Below are 14,851 nucleotides of genomic sequence, written 5' to 3' on the forward strand. Positions count from 1 at the left end.
CACGGCTACAGAGAAGCCGCCGGCATGCGACCACCGTGGTACACCAGCCGGAACGCGATCGCGTGGGAGCCGCATGGGCCTCGTCCAGTATGCTCTGAAGTTTCGCATCACGATCTACGTCCTCGCCGTACTGATGATGCTCGGCGGCGCGGCGGCGGTCGTGGTCGCGCCCAAGGACGTGCTGCCCACCGTGGATATCCCGGTGGTCGTGGTGGTGTGGACCTATAACGGTCTGTCGACCTCCGAGATGGAGCGCCGCATCACGACCTACGCGGAGTTCTCGCTCTCCAACAACGTCAACAACATCGCCCGGATGGAGTCGACGACCCTCCAGGGCACGGCGATCCAGAAGATCTACTTCGACGGCGCGGTGAGCATCGACCTCGCCATCGCGCAGGTCGTCTCGGCGATGAACTCGATCCGCTCGACGATGCCGCCCGGCGTCCAGCCGCCCATCGTCCTGCGCTTCTCGGCCTCCTCGGTGCCGGTGATCCAGCTCGCGCTTTCCTCTGACCGCGAGAGCCTGACCAAGGTCTTCGACTATGCCCAGTACCGCATCCGCCAGCGCCTGACCCAGGTGCCGGGCTCGACCCTGCCGTCGCCCTTCGGCGGTACGCCGCGCCAGATCATGGTCGATCTCGACCTGCACGCCCTCCAGGCCCTCGGGCTGACGGCGCTGGACGTCACCAACGCGGTGACGGCGCAGAACCTGACGATCCCCTCCGGCCTCGCCAAGATCGGCGAGCAGCAATACCCGGTGCAACTCAACGCCTCGCCGGAAGCGATCGAGGCCCTGAACCAGATCCCGATCAAGGTGGTGGGCGGCCAGCCGATCCTGGTGCGCGACGTCGCCAACGTCCGCGACGGCGGCCCGCCGCAGGTCAACATCGTCCGCGCCGACGGCCTGCACTCGGTGCTGATGCGCATCTTCAAGAACGGCACCGCCTCGACCCTGGACGTGGTCAACAACGTCAAGAAGGCGCTGCCGGACATCCAGGCCGCCGCCCCCGAGGGCATGAGTTTGAAGCCGCTCTTCGATCAGTCGGTCTTCGTCTCGGCCGCCATCGAGGGCGTGATCCACGAGGCGATCATCGCGGCCGGCCTGACCGGCCTCACCATCCTGCTGTTCCTCGGCTCCTGGCGCTCCACCATCGTGGTGCTGGTCTCGATTCCGCTCTCGATCCTGACCTCGCTGGCGATCCTGGCGGCGCTGGGCGAGACCATCAACGTGATGACGCTGGGTGGCCTCGCCCTGGCGGTCGGCATCCTGGTCGATGACGCCACCGTGGCGATCGAGAACACCTACCGGCTGTTCGAGGAGGGCGAGCCCTTCCGCAAGTCGGTGGTGGAGGGCGCGGCCGGCATCGCCAAGCCGGCGCTGATTTCCACCCTGTCGATCTGCGCCGCCTTCGTCTCGGTCTTCGCGCTGACCGACACGCCGAAATACCTGTTCACGCCGCAGGCGCTGGCGGTCGTGTTCGCCATGCTGACCTCCTACGTCCTGTCGCGCACCCTGGTGCCGGTGCTGATCGACGTGCTCGTGGCGCGGGAATACGACGCCAAGCACGGGGAGGGCGCGCCGCCGCGGCGGGGACGCATCGCGCGCGCCTTCGGCTGGATCGGCGGACCGGTGTTCCGGCTGGCAGGCTGGTTCCGGCACGGCTTCGAGGCGCGGTTCGCGCGCTTCCACCGCGGCTATCTCGGCCTGCTGCACGTCGTGATCGCCCGCCGCGTCGCGACGCTGAGCCTGGTGGCCGTCATCTTCGCCACCACGGCCGGCCTCTTCGTCTTCGTGGGTCAGGACTACTTCCCGCAGGTCGCTTCGAGCCAGATGACCCTGCACCTGCGGACGCGGCCCGGCATGCGGATCGAGACGGCCGAACAGGTCTTCGCGCAGGTGGAGAATGTGGTCCGCGAGGTCATCCCCGAGGGCGAGATCGACCAGATTCTCGACAATATCGGCCTGCCGGCGAACAACTACAATTTCGCGTTCTCGGACGGCTCGTTCGTCGCCTACAACGACGGCCAGATGCTCATCAACCTCAGGGAGGGCCACGGCTCGGTGGCGGACTACACCAAGCGCCTGCGCGAGGTCTTGCGCGAGCGCTTCCCCGACGTGGTGTTCTACTTCCAGCCCTCGGACATCATCACCCAGATCCTGAACTTCGGCACCCTGGCGCAGATCGACATCCAGGTCTCGGGCCGCAACACCGCCAAGGATCTGGAGGTGGCCCAGACCATCGTCCGCCGCCTCAAGGCAGTGCGCGGGGCCGTCGACGTGCACCTGCACCAGATCGTCGGCACGCCGCAATTCTTCGTCGATGTCGACCGCCGCCTCGCCTCCGAGCTCGGCCTTACGCAGCAGCAGATCGCGCAGGGGTTGAACGTCTCGCTGTCGGGCTCCTTCCAGGTCACCCCGAACTTCTGGACCGACCCGAAGACCGGCATCCCCTACCAGCTCTGGGTCCAGACGCCGGAATACCGCAACGACTCGCTGACGGCGCTCCAGAACACGCCGCTCCTGGTCAACGGGGGCGCCGACGCACCGGGGGTGCTGACGCTCCTCTCCAGCGTCTCGACCATGCGCCGCGAGGGGTCGCAGACCGTCATCAATCACGTCAACACGCAGCCGACCTTCAACGTCTACGCGGCGGTGCAGGACAGCGATCTGGGCTCGGTGGCGAGTGAGATCCGCCAGATCGTCGCCGAGGAGCAGAAGGCCCTGCCGGCGCCCGACAAGATCACGGTGCGCGGGCAGATCGAGAACATGGAATCGGCCTTCTTCCGGCTCCAGGTCGGCCTCGCGATCGCCCTGGTGGCGGTCTACCTGCTGATGGCGGTGAACTTCCAGAGCTGGGGCGATCCCTTCGTGGTTCTGGCCGCCCTGCCGCTCGCCTTTTGCGGCATCGTCGCGAGCCTGTTCATCACCGGAACGACGTTCTCGATTCCCTCACTGTTCGGCGCGATCATGTCGGTGGGCATCGCCTCGGCGAACTCGATCCTGCTGGTGACCTTCGCCAAGGAGCATCGCGAGGCCACCGGCTGCGGTGTCGTCGAAGCGGCCCTGCTCGCCGGCGAAACCCGCCTGCGGCCAGTGCTGATGACCGCGAGCGCGATGTTCCTCGGCCTCATCCCGATGGCGCTGGGCACGGGAGAGGGCGGCGAGCAGAACGCGGCCCTGGCCCGGGCGGTCATGGGCGGCATCGCCATCGGCACGCCGGCGACGCTGCTCTTCGTGCCGTTCCTGTACGCCCTGCTGCGCCGGGGCGAGGTCAAGCCGTTGGAGGATTACGCGTGAGCCGTTGGCGGGTCCGGGACATGGATGGCAGGATGAGGCCCGGTTCGGGGATGGGACAGCCGTGATGCATCAGACCCATGACCCGTCCGACATCCCGCCGCCGCCCGGCAAGGCGCCGTTCCTCATCGCCGCAGTGATCGCCATCGGCCTGCTCGCCTGGGGCGGATACGGCCAGATGGAGCGGCGCGCCGCTGCCTCCGAGACCCAGCGCAAGATGAACAGCTTCGTGCCGGTGGTCCGCACCGCCACCGCCGAGCGGGCCGACAAGCCGATCGACATCACCCTGCCGGGCCAGACCGACGCCTTCGCCAAGGCGGCCCTCTACGCCCGCGCCACCGGATACATCGCCGAACGCCGGGTCGACATCGGCAGCCGCGTACGCCAGGGCGACATCCTGATGCGGATCGCCGCTCCGGATCTCGACCAGCAGCTGGCCCAGGCGGAGGCGCAGACGGGGCAGCTCGAGGCCGCGCTCCTGCAGGCGAAGTCCATGGTCGACCAGGCCAAGGCCAACGTGAACCTCGCCAACGTCACCAACAACCGCACCACGACGCTCGCCGGCCAGGGCTGGGCCTCGAAGCAGAACGCGGACAATTCCCAGGCCAGCGTGCTCAGCCAGGCCGCGACCCTCGCCTCGGCGGAGGCCGGTGTGAAGGTGGCCCAGGCCAACATCAAGGCCCAGGCCGCCACGGTGGAGCGCCTGCGGGCGCTCACCGGCTTCAAGGACATCATCGCGCCCTTCGACGGCGTGATCACCCAGCGCGGCGTCGATGTCGGCGATCTCGTCCACGCCGACGGAACGGGGACGGCCCTGCTCTCCATGGACCGGGACGACATCCTGCGCGTCTCGGTCAACGTGCCCCAGAACGTCGCTGTCGGGGTGAAGCCGGGCGTCGAGGCCTCCATCAAGGTGCCGCAGATCGCCGACCGGACCTTTTCCGGCAAGGTCGAGCGCAGCTCGGTAGCGCTGCTGACCTCGTCGCGCACCCTGACGGCCCAGGTCGACGTGCCGAATGGCGACGGCGCGCTGCGGGCCGGGCTCTACGTCTACGTCACCCTGAAGGTGCCGCGCACCGAGCCCAACGTGCGGGTGCCGGCCGAGAGCCTCGTCTTCAACCAGCGCGGCACGCAGGTGGCGGTCGCCCGCGACGACGGCACGGCGCAGTGGCGCACGGTGACGATCCGGCGCGACCTCGGCACCACCGTCGAGCTCGGCCAGGGCCTGGATGGCGGCGAGGAGATCCTGCTCAGCCCGCCCGCCGACCTGCGCGACGGCCAGAAGATCGAGCGCAAGCCGCCGGCCAACGACAACAAGCCGCTGAAATCGGCCGCGCGCTGAGGGCGGCCCGGAGGTTGCGCGAGCGCCCCCCGGCGTAGACAAGGCGGTCCCGGCGTCGCGGAAGCGAGCCGCAGGACCCCGTCATGCCGGTTCCACGCCTCGCCGAGCCCCTCGACCGCTCTCGCTTCGCCTCGATCGCCGCGGCCATCACCTGCGTGGCGGTGGTCGGCATCGGCCTCAGCCTGACGATCCCGCTGCTCTCCATCGAGATGGAGCGCATGGGAGCGTCGAGCACCCTGATCGGGGTGAACACCGCGGTCGCCGGCCTCGCGGCCATCCTCACCGTGCCGTTCGTACCACGCCTCGCGGCCCGGCTCGGCGTCCTGCCCCTGCTCGTCGGCGCCATCGTGCTCGGCGCGCTCTGCCTCGTCGCCTTCAAGCTCCTCCAGGGCATCGCCTGGTGGTTCGTGCTGCGCTTCGTGTTCTCCACGAGCCTGGGCGCCCTGTTCGTGCTCTCCGAGTTCTGGATCAATGCGGCGGCCCCGCCGGAGCGGCGCGGGCTGGTGATGGGCATCTACGCCACGGTGCTGGCGCTGGGCTTCGCGGTCGGGCCGACCCTGCTCGCCGTCCTGGGGACGCAGGGCTACGCGCCCTATCTCGGCGGGGCCGGCCTGTTCCTCGTCGCCCTGGTCCCCCTGCTGCTGGCCCGGGGCCTGTCCCCGGAGATCGGGCACGGCGCGTCGCGGTCCTTCCTCGCCTATCTGCGCCTCGCGCCCGCCGCCGCCGCGGCGGCCCTGGTCTACGGGGCGGTGGAGACCGGCGGCTTCGCGATCCTGCCGCTCTACGGCCTGCGCCTCGGCTACGACGCCGAGACGGCGGCCGGCCTCGTCAGCGCGCTGGCGCTGGGCAACGTGATGTTCCAGATTCCCTTCGGCTGGCTCGCCGACCGGGTGGACCGGCGCCTCGTGCTGCTGATGGCCGGTCTCGGCGGCGCCCTCGGCTCGAGCCTGATCCCGCTCGCCTCGTCCTCGTTCCCCGCGCTGCTGGTGCTCCTGTTCCTGTGGGGCGGGATCGCCGGAACGCTCTACACGGTGGGCCTCGCCCATCTCGGGGCGACGGTGCGGGGGCCGGAACTCGCGGGCGCCAATGCCGCCTTCGTGGTGCTCTACAATGTCGGCCTGATGCTCGGACCGCCGATCATCGGCGGCGGCATGGATCTGGCCCCACCCCAGGGCTTCGCCTACAGCCTGTGCCTGCTGTTCCTCGGCTACGCGGTCGTCGTCGCCCTGCGCATCGTCCGCCATCCCGAACACGATGCGCCTTGACGAATCCCGGCCGATGAGGCAATCACCCGCCGGTATTCAGCCGGCCAACGCCGGCCCTTTTGCGTTTCGCTGATGCGGAATGCCGCGATCACAGGAGCGCCGCGTCCATGGCCAAGGCCGTCACCGTTAAAGTCAAGCTGATCTCGACCGCCGATACGGGTTACTTCTACGTCACGAAGAAGAACTCCCGCACGCAGACCGAGAAGCTGTCGATGAAGAAGTACGACCCCGTGGTGCGCAAGCACGTCGACTTCAAGGAAACCAAGATCAAGTAAGCCCGGCGGCGCCCCGTCGCGCCGCACCGGTGGTTTAGAGGCCGTTTCTCCACGTGGAGAAGCGGCCTTTTCGTTTGCGTCGTGCGGGGGAACCCGGGCGACGCGACGGTTGATGTGCCGGCCCGTTCAGGCGATGGAGAGCCCTCGGCGCCCACACCCGCAGGATGAGTTCATGGCTGACGATCTGGCCCGCACCTTCGACGTCGACCTGTTCGTCATCGGCGGCGGTTCCGGCGGTGTCCGGGCGGCCCGCATCGCCGCCGGATACGGCGCCCGGGTCCAGCTCGCCGAGGAGTATCGGGTCGGCGGCACCTGCGTGATCCGCGGCTGCGTGCCGAAGAAGCTCATGGTCTATGCCGGGCGCTTCGCCGACGAGTTCGAAGATGCGGCCGGGTTCGGCTGGACATTGCCCGAGCCGCGCTTCGACTGGAGCGTCCTGAAGGCCCGGCGCGATGCCGAGGTGACACGCCTCGAAGGCATCTACGACGCCAATCTCGGGCGGGCCGGCGTCACCATCGTTCCCGAGCGGGCGGTGATCGAGGATGCGCACACGGTGCGCCTCGTCGGATCGGGCCGCCGCGTCACGGCGCGGTTCATCCTGGTCGCGGTCGGTGCCCATCCGGTCAAGGAGCCGCTGATCCCGGGCGCCGAGCTCGCCATCACGTCGAACGAGGTCTTCGACCTCGAGACCCTGCCCGAGCGCATTCTCGTGGTGGGCGGCGGCTACATCGCAGTGGAGTTCGCAGGCGTCTTCGCCCATCTGGGCAGCCGCACCACGCTGCTGCACCGGGGCGACCGGCTCCTGCGCGGCTTCGACGACGAGATCCGCGACGCTCTGGGCGAAGCCTATGCCAAGCGCATGGACCTGCGCCTCAACCGGACGGTGGAGCGACTGGACCGCACCGGGAGCGGCATCCGCGTCACCCTGGACGACGGCGCCACCCTGGAGGTCGATCAGGTCCTGACCGCCACGGGCCGGCGCCCGAACATCGCCGGCCTCGGCCTCGACACGGTCGGGATCGAGCCGGACGCGCGCGGCGCGATTCCCGTCGACGCCTTTTCGCAGACCCGCGTTCCCTCGATCTATGCCGTGGGCGACGTCACCGACCGGGCTGCGCTGACGCCCATCGCCATCCGCGAAGGCCACGCCTTCGCCGACACGGTGTTCGGCGAGAAGCCCTGGTGCGTCGATCACGGCCTCATCCCCACCGCCGTCTTCTCGACACCGGAGATCGGCGTCGTCGGCCACAACGAGGATGTGGCCCGCAAGCTCTACGGGGCCGTCGACGTCTACCGGTCGAGCTTCCGACCGATGAAGGCGACGCTTTCGGGCCGCGAGGAGCGCGTGCTCATGAAGGTGGTGGTCGATTGCGCGAGCGACCGCGTGGTCGGCGTGCACGTGCTCGGGCACGATGCGGGCGAAATCATCCAGGCGGTGGGCATCGCCGTGACCATGGGGGCCACCAAGGCGGATTTCGATCGCACCATCGCGGTGCATCCGACGGCCGGCGAGGAACTCGTCACCATGCGGAGCCCCGTGGTGACGAAACATCCGGTGGGCGTCGGCTAGCGGCGCGGTCGCCGAGCCCCGCCGTCCGACCCGCCACCCGGGCCGGCGGAGGATGGACCGGCGGTCAGCCGGGCGGCCACTTGAAATCGTCGGCCCGGCCGGGCTGGGGCAGGGGCGCCGCCCCACGGACCAGGGCGCGCTCGACGGTCCCCGACGGATCGGCATCGCGGGGTCGACCGCTGATCAGGGTGCCGCCCGGCGTCACCTCGGCACGGCCGAGGGGGACCACCGGACCGGCCAGGGGCTTGACCGGGAGCGCCGGGATGCCCGGCGGCTCCGGCAGGCTCGGCAGCATCGCGGTGATCTGGCGATCGATGGCGGCGGCATCGTCGAGCTTGGCGGCCTCCCCGCCAACCGTCGGCTGCGGCGCCACCGCCACGGGGGCGGCGAGCGCCGGCTGGGCCGGCGGCGTACCGGTACCCATCATCCGCTTCAACTCGACGTCGGCGAAATGCGCCATCTTGCGCGCACCCGCCTTGGTGAAGTGCACGCCATCGGCCGTGCGCAGCTTCGCTTCCTGGCCTTCGAGATCCGGGCCCGTCGCCGCGTAGCGGTTGCGGTCGTCGACGAAGCCCGGCCAGATGTCGACGTAGGTCTGGCCGGCCTTGGCCACGCGCTCGCGGAAGATGTCGTTGATCGCCGCGATGTCCTTCGTCAGGGACTCGCTGCGCATGGGCGGCGCCCCGACCCAGATCAACGGAATCTTGGCCTCGGTGAACACCTTGATCAGGGCATCGACGCGCTCAGCGTAGAGGGTCCGCCAGCGGTCGCTCAGGGGCTCGAGGGTCTGGTCGCCCTCGCGGATCGGCTGGCGATCGTTCGAGCCCAGCATGACCAGCGCGTAGCTGGTCTTCGGGTTCGCCTTCAGGAATTCCTCGGCGGCCTTGGGCCAGTCGACCACATCCCTGCGCACGAGGCCGCTATCGGCCTTCGAGCGATCGACCACCCCGATCTCGGCATTGTCCTCGAACACGTTCGACAGGCCGCTGCCGAGATGGCCTGCGAGCGTATCGCCGAACACGGCGATGCGGGTCGTCGGCTCGACCTTCGGGACGGCGGGTTTGGGCTGGGCGACGACCGGGGCAGGGCGGGGACGGCGCCGGACGGCGCGGCCGTCGTCGTGGCCCGCGCGCCCATCGTCGGCATAGCTGCGGTTGCGCGGCGGCGCCGGGCGGGCGCTCGGCACGGGCGCGACCTGGGCGGGGGCCGGGCGGTCCTCCCAGGGCCAGTAGAACTGGCGCGGCGCCTCCTGCGGCGGCGGCGCGTAGCGCCGGTTCGCCTGCCGGGCGCCGTAGCCGTCGTCGTCCCGGTAATAGTCCCGCGCCCGCCGACGCGGCGACTGGTAGTCGCCGCCGCGGGGGGCATCGTAGGAATCGCCCCACTGCGCGGCCGCCGGCAGGGCGCCGGCGAGGAGCAGGGACAATCCGGAAAGTAGACACCAGGCCGTGCGCGATGCCGGCAAGGTCATGGGATGCCTCGATCAATCGGACCGGACGACCGGTCGGGTGGCCAACACCTTAGAGGAGGATGCCGCCGAGGTCTAAGGGCGCCGGCGGATGTGCTCCAGCAGCGCAGGCGTGGCGTAGCCGTCCGCCGGCAGGCCCTCGGCGATCTGGTACTGGCGCACCGCCTCGCGCAGCTTCGGCCCGGCACGTCCGTCGGTGTCGCCCGCGTAGAGCCCGCGAGCGGCCAGACCGGACTGGAGCGCCTGCAGCCCCGCCTTGTCGAGGCGGGCGGCCTTCGCCGGCCAGGGCGCGGCGAGGGCCGGTCCGCCGGCCAGGCGATCGGCGAGGTGTCCCACCGCGAGCGCATAGGAATCCGAGGTGTTGTAGGCGCGGACCACCTCGAAGTTGTCGGTGATCAGGAAGGCCGGGCCGCCGAGGCCGCCGGGCAGGAACAGGCTGGCGCCGCCCTTGGCGGGCAGGGCCGCCCCATCCGTGCGCCGGACCCCGCGCCCGGCGAAATCGGAGAGGTCGCCCCGGTAGCGGGCTAGGTCGAACCCGGCCGGCAGGACGACCTCGTAGCCCCAGGACAGGGCGGGGTTCCAACCCAGGGTCTTCAGGTAGGCGGCGATGGAGGCGAGGGCATCGGCCTCCGACCCCCAGATGTCGCGGTGGCCGTCGCCGTCGAAGTCGACGGCATGCGCCAGGAAGCTCGACGGCAGGAACTGCACCTGCCCCATGGCCCCGGCCCAGGAGCCCTTCATGCGCTCGGGGGTGACGTCGCCCCGCTCCAGGATGGTCAGGGCGGCGAGCAGTTCGTTGCGGAACAGCGTCCCGCGGAATTTCGCCTCCGCCAGCGTCGCGAGCGCCCGGATCGTCGGGACGCTGCCGGCGCTCGCCCCGAAATCCGACTCCACGCCCCAGAACGCCAGCACGATCCAGCGCGGTACGCCGTAGCGGGCCTCGATCCGGCCGAGGACGGGCGCCAGCCGCTTGGCCTGGGCCTGTCCCCGGGCGATCCGCCCGGGTGAGACCGCGCCGACGAGGTAATCCCAGACGGGGCGCCCGAACTCGCCCTGTCTGCCCGTACGGGCGAGGATTTCGGGATCGGGCCCGGCGAACCCCGCGAAGGCGGCCGAAAACGTCGTCGACGAGACACCGCGCGCCTCGGCCTCGGGCCGGAGGCCGGCGACGAAGGCGGTGAAGCGGGACTTCGCCTCGGCCGTCACGGTCAACGGAGGAGACGCGGCGGCCGCCTGCACAGGGCCGGCGCCGAGCAGTCCGGCGAGGACGAGCGGCACCCAGCCCCTCACGTGCGGTTGCGCCGGGTCAGGGCCTCTTCCCAGGCGAAGGCCTGGGCGACGATCCGGTCCAGGTCCTCGTTCTGCGGCGTCCAGCCGAGATCGCGGATGCGCTGGGCCTCGGCGACGATCTGGGCCGGGTCGCCGGGCCGGCGCGGCGAGAGACGGACCTCGAAGTCGCGTCCCGAGACCCGCTTGACCACGTCGATCACCTCGAGGACCGAGTAGCCGCGGCCGTAGCCGCAATTCAGCGTCAGGCTCTCGCCGCCGGACCGGAGGTGGTTCAGAGCCACCCGGTGGGCCTCGGCGAGGTCGGAGACCTGGATGTAGTCGCGCAGGCACGAGCCGTCGCGGGTCGGGTAGTCGGTGCCGTAGACCTCGAGATGCGTGCGCTGGCCGAGGGCGGCCTGCGTCGCGACCTTGATCAGGTGGGTGGCGTTCGGAGTCGACTGTCCCGTCCGTCCGCGCGGGTCCGCACCCGCCACGTTGAAGTAGCGCAGGACGACGTAGGAGAAGCCGTGGGCCTTGGCCGCGTCGGCGATCATCCATTCGCTCATCAGCTTGGAGCGCCCATAAGGATTGATCGGCGCGGGCAGCAGGTTTTCCGGCACCGGCACCACCTCGGGCTCGCCGTAGACCGCCGCCGTCGAGGAAAAGATCACGTGCTTGACGCCGCAGCGAACCGCTGTTTCGATGAGAGCCCGTGTCTTGACCGTATTGGCTAAGTAATAATGCAGCGGATCCGCCACGGAATCCGGTACGACGATGCGCGCGGCGAAGTGTGCGATCGCATCGATGCGGTGCTGGAGGATGACTTCCGTGACCAAGGACTGATCGGCGACATCGCCGATCACGAGTTTCACCTCGGGCGGGAGTGCCCAGTCGAACCCGGTTGAAAGGTCATCGAGGACTACAACCTCTTCGTGCCCGGCGTCGAGCAGAGCCAGAACCATGTGGCTGCCGATATAGCCCGCCCCACCCGTGACAAGAACCGCCATGACACCTTCTCCCCAACCATCTCACCGACGATATATCGGAAACCGAGCTTGTCGGTTATGCCCGTTGCGTCGATGCCTCTATCGTCCCCGGCAGTGACGGTTGTATCGAGGCAACGTCAATCCATTCGAGGTTCTCCTCAACCCTTCCTCGCTACCGGGTCCCGCTTGATGAAACCGATTCGCAAAGCCGTCCTGCCCGTCGCCGGCTTGGGCACCCGTTTCCTCCCGGCCACCAAGGCGGTTCCGAAGGAGATGCTCACCGTCGTTGACCGGCCCGTGGTGCAGCACGTCGTCGACGAGGCCCGCGAGGCGGGAATCGAGCACTTCATCTTCGTGACGGGACGCGGCAAGGCGGTCATCGAGGACCATTTCGACGTCGCGTTCGAGCTCGACCGGATGCTGCAGGAGCGCGGCAAGACCGAGGCCTACGAGGCTCTCAAGCGCGACCTGCCGGCCGCCGGCCAGACCAGCTTCACCCGCCAGCAGGCGCCCCTCGGCCTCGGCCACGCGGTCTGGTGTGCCCGGGAGATCGTCGGCGACGAGCCCTTCGCCGTGCTGCTGCCCGACATGCTGAGCCGCGGCTGCATGCAGCAGATGCTCTCCGCCTACGAGCGCCACGGCGGCAACGTTATCGCGGTCGAGGAGGTGAAGCCCGAGGAGACGCACCAGTACGGCATCGTCGGCGTCGGCCAGACCTTCGGCCAGACCTTCGAGATCAACGGCATGGTGGAGAAGCCGAAGGCCGGCACGGCGCCGTCCAACTTCATCATCTCCGGCCGCTACATCCTCCAGCCCGAGATCTTCGACATCCTGTCCCACGGCGAGACCGGTGCCGGCGGCGAGATCCAGCTCACCGACGCCATGATCAAGCTCGCCAAGGACCAGGCCTTTTTCGGCATGCACTACCAGGGCCGGACCTACGATACCGGCTCCAAGCTCGGCTTCCTCACCGCCAACATCGCCTACGCGCTGGAGCGCAAGGACCTCTCCGACGCGCTCAAGGCGGAGATCGCGCAGCTTCTGAGCGAGCACTAGCCGCCGCGGGGAGGGCGACGCCGCGGGGGCCGAGCCGGCTCGCGGAGGCCGGACGCAGCGGACGAAGAATCTGCCTTGAACGACGTGCAAAGCCCTTGCATTTTGTGCGACGCACTTTAGATTGTGCATTGCGGGACCGCGATGGCGTCGCGGTTCAGCAGCCCTTATTGGGCGTTTCCTCCCTAGACTTCGGGCCGCTCTTCGGAGCGGCCTTTTTTTCGTCCGCTGTCCGGACGAGCCGGCACAGGCCGAGGAGCACGGCCGCTGCGGGGGCGGTCGCGTCGCGGCCGGCGCTTCGATTCGGGGTTGGTGATATCGGCGGGTCGATGGACCTACACGCGACCGACGAGGCGGGGTCGCGGAGCAAAGCTCGGCTTGGGGCGCCGCAGGGGATCGATGGCGGTCTCTCGCGGAGGCACGCGGGCCGGCCGCGCACGGGGCAGCGGTCGGCTCGCGGGGCGACGGGCGCGGAACGCGCCGGCCAAGTCTCTCAGTTCAGGGAAGTCTCTCAGTTCAGGTAGGTGCGGATCCAGTTCGGCGAGAGGACCTCGCCATCCTCGGTGATGATCCAGGGCTGCTTGGCCGGATCGGACAGGGCGCCGGCCGCGGCCTCGATGGCTTCGCGCAGGGTGCGGTAGCGGGCGGGCTGGGCGAGGGGCGCCGGGACCGGAGCGGTACGCCAGATCGTCAGATCGGCGGGGCGTTCCAGGGCTTGGGTTTCCATGGGTCTCAATTCCTTCAATCGTGAGGGTCGTTCCCCGCGATGCCGGATGTCCGGCGAGAGGTCTGTACGACCTCGAACCTGAACATTCGCTGCGGGACGTCTATCCGGGTGAATGGAAGCATCTCTGAGGCAGCTTTGAGGTCATTTCGGACAAGGATGAAATCATCATCCGGGCCTGAACGCTCCCTCCCTCATACAAAGCACACCGTTGTTGATCAGCGCGCAGAATATGGCTGCTTTTGGACGCCCTCTCGTTCTGTTTGTCGATTCGGCTGACACTGTCGAGCCGATGTTTATCTTTGGCCGTCACGGCCTTCGGTGTGCTGTCGCACCCTGATCCATGACGGGACCTCTCCAGTTGAAGGGCATTGCGTCACCGCCCAGTTAATGGGGCGCCGTTGCGCTGCGGATTTCGCCGCATGGTGAAGAGGATGACACATGCCCGATTCCTACCCGCCGCGGCCGGCGGATCGGTTCCTGCGCTGGGCCGCCGGGGCGGCCCTCGTCCTGCTCGCGCTCTTCGTGGCGCAGCCCTACCTGACCGGATTCCTGTTCTCGGCCGATGCCCCGCGGGCGATCACCGCCCGGGGCGACCTGGCGCCGGCCGAGACCGCGACCGTGGACCTCTTCGCCCGGGCCAGCCCGTCGGTGGTCCACGTCTTCGTCCAGGCCGCGGCCCGGGGACGGGCCCTGATGGGGGTGGACGACGAGACCGGCGAGCAGGGCGGCGGCTCGCAGACGGGAACGGGCTTCATCTGGGACGCAGCCGGGCACATCGTCACCAACAACCACGTGGTCGCGGCCGCCGCGCAAGGGGGCAGTTCCGTCGCCGTGCGCCTGTCCTCGGGCGAGGTGGTTTCGGCGACCCTCGTCGGCGCCGCGCCGAGCTACGACCTCGCGGTTCTCCGCCTCGGGCGGACCACCGCCCCGCTGCAGCCCCTGGCGGTCGGCACCTCGTCCGACCTGAAGGTCGGGCAGTCGGTCTTCGCCATCGGCAACCCGTTCGGCCTCGACCACACCCTCACCACCGGCGTGATCAGCGCGCTGCAGCGGCGCCTGCCCACCAGCGCGGGCCGCGAGCTCTCGGGCGTGATCCAGACCGACGCGGCGATCAACCCGGGCAATTCCGGCGGGCCGCTCCTCGATTCCGCCGGCCGCCTCATCGGCGTCAACACCGCGATCTTCTCCCCCTCCGGCGCCAGCGCCGGCATCGGCTTCGCGATCCCCGTCGACGTGGTGAACCGGGTCGTGCCCGAACTGATCCGCAACGGCCGGACCCGCAATCCCGGCATCGGCATCATCGCCGGGCAGGAGGCCACCGCCGCCCGGCTCGGCATCGACGGCGTCGTGGTGCTGCGCGTGCTGCGCGGCTCGCCCGCCGCCGCCGCCGGCCTGCGGGGGGTCGATGCGCAGACGGGCGAGATCGGCGACATCATCGTCGGGGCCGGCGACAGGCCGGTCCACCGCCTCGCGGACCTCACCGCCGCCATGGAGGCCGCCGGCCTCGGCAACGCGATCGACCTGACCGTGGAGCGTGACGGGCGAACGCGCCGTGTCCGCGTGACCACCACCGACGTGGCGGAGAGCCGGCTCTGAGGCCGCCC

11 protein-coding genes are annotated in these 14,851 nt (G+C 69.6%); 7 read left to right on the forward strand and 4 right to left on the reverse strand.

The window, feature by feature from the left end:
• Positions 1-73: 73 nt before the first annotated feature.
• The 5 genes from ACXJY8_RS03555 (at position 74) to gor (ending at position 7,747) form a co-directional block, all read left to right on the forward strand.
• A complete protein-coding gene (locus tag ACXJY8_RS03555) occupies positions 74-3,298 on the forward strand; it encodes an efflux RND transporter permease subunit (RefSeq protein ID WP_463776118.1) in 3,225 nt (1,074 codons plus the stop codon).
• Positions 3,299-3,362: 64 nt separating this feature from the next.
• A complete protein-coding gene (locus ACXJY8_RS03560) occupies positions 3,363-4,637 on the forward strand; it encodes an efflux RND transporter periplasmic adaptor subunit (RefSeq protein ID WP_463776119.1) in 1,275 nt (424 codons plus the stop codon).
• 83 nt (positions 4,638-4,720) lie between these two features.
• Positions 4,721-5,902: an MFS transporter gene (locus tag ACXJY8_RS03565; protein WP_463776120.1), complete on the forward strand. Its 1,182-nt coding sequence runs from the start codon at positions 4,721-4,723 to the stop codon at positions 5,900-5,902.
• Positions 5,903-6,009: 107 nt separating this feature from the next.
• Positions 6,010-6,177 carry a 50S ribosomal protein L33 gene (gene rpmG / locus ACXJY8_RS03570; protein WP_018044575.1) on the forward strand — a complete coding sequence of 56 codons (168 nt, stop codon included), beginning with the start codon at positions 6,010-6,012 and terminating at the stop codon, positions 6,175-6,177.
• 172 nt (positions 6,178-6,349) lie between these two features.
• Positions 6,350-7,747 carry a glutathione-disulfide reductase gene (gor, locus tag ACXJY8_RS03575; protein WP_463776121.1) on the forward strand — a complete coding sequence of 466 codons (1,398 nt, stop codon included), beginning with the start codon at positions 6,350-6,352 and terminating at the stop codon, positions 7,745-7,747.
• A 64-nt stretch (positions 7,748-7,811) separates the two neighbouring features.
• Here the strand turns inward: gor and ACXJY8_RS03580 are convergent, their stop codons facing one another.
• The 3 genes from ACXJY8_RS03580 to galE form a co-directional block, all read right to left on the reverse strand.
• Complete coding sequence (locus tag ACXJY8_RS03580; RefSeq protein ID WP_463776122.1) at positions 7,812-9,215, reverse strand: SGNH/GDSL hydrolase family protein; 1,404 nt, start codon at positions 9,213-9,215, stop codon at positions 7,812-7,814.
• Positions 9,216-9,287: 72 nt separating this feature from the next.
• A complete protein-coding gene (locus ACXJY8_RS03585; RefSeq protein ID WP_463780340.1) occupies positions 9,288-10,424 on the reverse strand; it encodes a lytic murein transglycosylase in 1,137 nt (378 codons plus the stop codon).
• 74 nt (positions 10,425-10,498) lie between these two features.
• Positions 10,499-11,488, reverse strand: coding sequence for a UDP-glucose 4-epimerase GalE (galE, locus tag ACXJY8_RS03590; RefSeq protein WP_463776123.1), 990 nt, complete (start codon positions 11,486-11,488; stop codon positions 10,499-10,501).
• A gap of 168 nt (positions 11,489-11,656) precedes the next feature.
• Between galE and galU the strand changes: the two genes are divergently transcribed.
• The gene (galU, locus tag ACXJY8_RS03595; RefSeq protein ID WP_447675494.1) at positions 11,657-12,523 is read left to right on the forward strand and encodes a UTP--glucose-1-phosphate uridylyltransferase GalU; all 867 of its coding nucleotides are present in this window, start codon (positions 11,657-11,659) and stop codon (positions 12,521-12,523) included.
• A gap of 508 nt (positions 12,524-13,031) precedes the next feature.
• On the opposite strand, the gene ACXJY8_RS03600 is transcribed toward galU, so the two are convergent.
• Entirely contained in the window at positions 13,032-13,247 is a 216-nt protein-coding gene (locus ACXJY8_RS03600; RefSeq protein WP_055953370.1) for a hypothetical protein, read from the reverse strand.
• Positions 13,248-13,685: 438 nt separating this feature from the next.
• On the opposite strand from ACXJY8_RS03600, the gene ACXJY8_RS03605 reads away from it, so the two are divergent.
• Positions 13,686-14,843 carry a S1C family serine protease gene (locus ACXJY8_RS03605; RefSeq protein WP_463776124.1) on the forward strand — a complete coding sequence of 386 codons (1,158 nt, stop codon included), beginning with the start codon at positions 13,686-13,688 and terminating at the stop codon, positions 14,841-14,843.
• Positions 14,844-14,851 lie beyond the last annotated feature (8 nt).

The sequence above is a fragment of the Methylobacterium sp. TK31 genome (assembly GCF_055361545.1).